5 protein-coding genes are annotated in these 4,416 nt (G+C 56.8%); all 5 read left to right on the plus strand.

Annotated elements, in window-relative coordinates; translation table 11 throughout:
* Positions 1 to 1,209, plus strand: a 1,209-nt coding sequence (locus ACP5VX_RS06335; RefSeq protein ID WP_428725042.1) for an ABC transporter substrate-binding protein, incomplete at its 5' end; no start/stop codon positions are given.
* Positions 1,210 to 1,218: 9 nt separating this feature from the next.
* Positions 1,219 to 2,181, plus strand: a complete 963-nt coding sequence (locus tag ACP5VX_RS06340) for a branched-chain amino acid ABC transporter permease (protein ID WP_428725045.1) — start codon at positions 1,219 to 1,221, stop codon at positions 2,179 to 2,181.
* A gap of 5 nt (positions 2,182 to 2,186) precedes the next feature.
* On the plus strand, positions 2,187 to 3,170 hold the full coding sequence (locus ACP5VX_RS06345; RefSeq protein ID WP_428725046.1) for a branched-chain amino acid ABC transporter permease: 984 nt from the start codon (positions 2,187 to 2,189) through the stop codon (positions 3,168 to 3,170).
* Between the two features lie 15 nt (positions 3,171 to 3,185).
* The gene (locus ACP5VX_RS06350; RefSeq protein ID WP_428725043.1) at positions 3,186 to 3,953 is read left to right on the plus strand and encodes an ABC transporter ATP-binding protein; all 768 of its coding nucleotides are present in this window, start codon (positions 3,186 to 3,188) and stop codon (positions 3,951 to 3,953) included.
* 2 nt (positions 3,954 to 3,955) lie between these two features.
* Positions 3,956 to 4,416, plus strand: a 461-nt coding sequence (locus ACP5VX_RS06355; protein ID WP_428725044.1) for an ABC transporter ATP-binding protein, incomplete at its 3' end; no start/stop codon positions are given.

The raw sequence follows: 4,416 nt of genomic DNA on the forward strand, positions 1-4,416 counted from the left end.
GTAGTGGGGTTCCCGCTAGGATACGTGACCAGCACCGCCCTCTCCCCCCAGTCAACTGGTGTCACGCAGGCGGGCCAGGCTAAGGAGTATCAGATCGGTGTCACTCTACCGCTTTCTGGAGAGCTGTCCTCCATAGGCAAGATATGGGAGAAAGTCGTCTACCTCGCTTTCGACGACTTGAACAACGAGGTCAAGGCCTACGGTTTCAACGTTACCTTCAAGCCCGTAATACTGGACGACGGAACGCAGGACGACAAGGCCCTCGCTAACGTGCAGAGCTTTGCCCAGATGGGTATAAAGGTCGTCATAGGCCCGGCCGCTAGCTCGCAGGTCAAGGCTGTGAAGTCGTTCGCCGACGCCAACCACATCGTCATCATATCCCCGTCCTCGACGGCGCCTACCCTCGCTATACCGAACGACTTCATATTCAGAACCGTGGGTAGCGACGCGAAGCAGGCTAAGGCCCTCGCCACTCTAGCGTACATGCAAGGCGCCCGTACGGTGGTCGTCTTCCACCGTAACGACGAGTACGGCAACGCCTTCGCCGACTTCTTCACGAGGTACTTCTCCCAGTTCAACAACACGAAGGTGTACGACCTGCCATACCAGACAGGCCTGAGCGACTACACCTCCGAGGTCAACGCCCTCGCCTCCAAGGTGCAGTCCACGGGAGCAGACTCCGTGGTCTTGATCGCCTTCGACACGGACGCCGCTAACATCCTAGCCCACGCCGCCGGCAACAGCGTTCTTTCCAGTGTTAGGTGGTTCTTGTCCGAGGGGCCGCACGGGGCCCGGGAGCTCCTCTCGCCGACGATAGGGCAGTTCGCGCAGAAGGTCAGGCTCCTAGGCACCAGACCCCTCTTCGCCCACAACCCGCTCTACGACGAGTTTGCTAAGAAGCTGAAGGAGAAGTACGGTGTAGAGCCCACCGTCTTCTGCGACACCCTCTACGACGCAATACAGCTAGCGGGCTGGGCCATCCTCAGAGCCGGCAAGTACGACGGCGACGCGATAAGGGCTGCCCTCGTCGAGGTGGCTAAGCACCACTATGGTCCGAGCGGCTGGACCGTGTTCGACGAAAACGGTGACAAGGCCTTCCAGGACTACGGCGTGTGGGCTATAGTCAAGACGGACCAGGGATACCAGTTCATGGACGTCGGCATGGTCCAAGGAGACTCTGTGATCTTCACTACGACGCCGTACAGGTGACGAGCCGTGATGATAACCCAAGACTTAATAAGTTTTTTCCTCTTCTCCCTTCTCTACCTCACCGTGTCCATACCCCTCGTCCTCGCTTACCGCGTTACTAAGGTAATCAACTTTACCGTCGCAAACTACATAACCTACGGGGCCTACACAGCTGTTTTACTGGACTACTATATGAGGAGCAGTTTTGGGCACAACTCGCTCTTGCTAACGGTACTCACCTCATTTGCTCTCACGGGCTTGATCGCCGTATTGTCGAATTTAGCCGTCTTCAAGCCCCTTGCCGAGATGAGGGTGAAGGGGGACGTCCTCATGATCGCCTCCATGGGGCTGTGGATCGTCCTCAAGTACGTGCTCTACATCGTGTCTGATATCGCGAGCTCCGCTTGGAGGACGAACCTGGTCTCGTACTCCCAGATCCACTACGACGATATCTCCCTGTTAACGGTGAGAGCCGGGCTTGTAGGCGTACAACAGAGCCTTGTAGTCTTCCCACTACTCGCGCTCACGTCCATGTTAATCCTGTACCTGGTCTTAAACGCGACCAGAGTAGGAAGGGCTGTCCTCGCGGTCGCCGACAACAGCGTGCTGGCGTCGCTCTCGGGTATCGCTGTTGAAAGAGTCGTCAACCTAACCTGGTTTCTCACAGCCGGTCTCATATCGCTCGCGGGCGTCATGTGGACCACGTACAGCGGGGCAATAACTCCCGAGGTAGGGGACTCCCTCATACTACAGGTATTCACCATCGCTTTCATAGGCGGTCTCTCATCACTGACAAGGACGGCCGCCGGCGCTCTGCTGATTAGCGGAGTGGAGAACTTCGGCACAGACCTCTTGAGCACGTACTTGGGCTTGCCGACTAGCATTAAGCCAATGCTCACGTTTACCGTACTACTCGCGACTCTAATCGTGAGCCCGCCACTCGGAGTTGCGGGTGGTGTGCCGTACAGGTTTACGAGGGGTGCTAGACGTTGATCGACGTGTTGGGGTTCCTGATCACTCTAACCACCTACATCGGCATCTACCTGGTCCTCTCCCTGACGTTGACTCTCGAGGTGTCGAGCGGGATCACGAACTTCGGCAAGGTGGCGTTCTACGGCCTAGGAGCCTACACTGGCGCACTCATAGGAACCTACCTGCCACTGGCAATTACTGGTAGCAGGGCGTCCCCCTTCGACGTGAACGGGATACAGCTCCTGTACACGATATCGAAGAGCGACCCTGTGCTCGACCTGTCCGTTTTCTTGTTGTCCCTTGCCGCCGGGTTCGCTGTTTCTGCTCTTTTTGGCCTACTGTTGACGTACCCTATCCACAGGGTCGGAAGCGCTCTAGTGGGCTTCACACTCCTGAGCACGGGCGAAGTCCTGAGGCTCTTCTACCTGAACGCGGAGCCGCTGGGCGAGAGCAAGGGGTTCATGGGTATACCGAACCCCTTCGCGTGGCTTCCGCAGGCCAAGGTGGCCGAGGCGTTGTACCTCATTATAGTGTGGTGCTTCGTAGGCCTCACATACTTTATTGTAAGCAGGATAATGAACTCGCCGCTAGGCAGGATTCTGAAGGGGATACGTGATGACGAGCTCGTCGCCCTGTACGCGGGCTGGCCGACGCCCCTGATCAAGTCCAAGGTGCTGGCCCTTACGTCCGGCTTAACGGGTGTAGCGGGGGTCCTCTGGGCGTACTACTTCACGAGTATAAACCCGAACATGTTCACCCCCTCGCTCACGTTCAATATATGGGCAATGGTGATCCTCGGCGGCATAGACAGCATAGTGGGCGGCGTGTTGGGCACTGTCCTCCTCGCCTCCGTGGACTACGCCATGAGGTTCGTCATACCCTTCATTGGTACAACGGTCGTGACCCCCGACTACCTCCGCTGGATCATAGTGGGGCTGGTGATGCTAGTCGTCCTACTTAAGAAGCCGGAGGGTCTCGCACCTAGACGAGGAGGTGTGTCAAAGCTGTGAGAGGGGTGGGAGAGCATGGGTGTTAAGCTGATCGTCGAGAAGGTCACCAAGAGGTTTGGCGGAGTCGTGGCGCTGAATAAAGTCTCGATAAACGTGCCCTCCTCGCTCGTAGTGGGCTTAATAGGCCCGAACGGGTCGGGTAAGACAACGCTATTCAACGTGGTAACAGGCTACTACACGCCCGACGAGGGGCGGGTGCTGATCGAGGATTCCGGCAGAGTAGTCGACATCACTGGGTGGAACCCTAACAGGGTCTCTAGGATGGGTGTGGCTAGAACTTTCCAGATACCGCGGCTCATACCCTCGCTGACCGTTCTAGAGAACATGCTACTGTTCTACGACTACGGCTCGTGCGCGTCGATCACCTGCAGTCTCCGAAGGAAGTGGGTCAACGTCGAAGAGGCTGCTATAGCGAGAGCGATGAGCATCCTAAGGGAGTTCGGCCTCGAGAGCATAGCACACAAAAGACCGGCTGAGCTATCCGCAGGACACCTCAAACTGGTAGAAACGTTGAGGGGTCTCATGTCTGACGCGAAGCTGTTTATGCTCGACGAGCCTTTCGCAGGAGTAGAGAGCTGGATGGCGCGTAAGTTGACTGAGACCATAAGGAAGATAAACAGGGAGAAGGGCTCAACGTTCGTGATCATAGAGCACAGGATAACGGAGCTACTGGAGGGTGTCGACTACGTCTACGTCCTTCACAACGGTAGCCTACTCGCTGAGGGCAAGCCAGATGAAGTGGTCTCGGACGAGAGGGTTATAAAGGCGTACTTGGGGAAGTGAGAATGCTGGAAGTCGTTAATCTAGTCGCCGGGTACGGGAAGCTGAAAGTTCTAGAAAACGTGTCCTTGAGGGTTGGGGATAGAGAGATCGTCTCGGTAGTGGGCCCGAACGGGGCTGGCAAGACAACGCTACTAAACTCGATCATGGGGTTGGCCGAGGTCTACAGCGGGAGGGTCTACTTCAACGGCACCGACATAACCGGGTTAAAGACGGAGAAGAGAGTGGCGCTCGGTTTAAGCTACTCTCCTCAGACCAACAACGTCTTCCCTAACCTGAGCGTCCTGGAAAACCTACTGCTCGGGGCGTACACGAGGCGCCACGACAGGTTGAGAGACGACATTGAGGATGTCTTCAGGCTGTTCCCCGAGCTAGCCGATAGGGCTAAGAGCAAGGCGAAGAACTTGAGCGGAGGAGAGCGGCAAATGCTGGCGATCGCGAGAGCCCTAATGTCCAAGCCGAAGCT

The organism is Thermogladius sp., assembly GCF_049970955.1.
Classification (GTDB): Archaea; Thermoproteota; Thermoprotei_A; order Sulfolobales; family Desulfurococcaceae; genus Thermogladius.

Coding starts and splice junctions, on each gene's coding strand:
- ACP5VX_RS06340 (WP_428725045.1), top strand. CDS start 1,219: ATGATAACCCAAGACTTAATAAGTTTTTTCCTCTTCTCCCTTCTCTAC.
- ACP5VX_RS06350 (WP_428725043.1), top strand. CDS start 3,186: ATGGGTGTTAAGCTGATCGTCGAGAAGGTCACCAAGAGGTTTGGCGGA.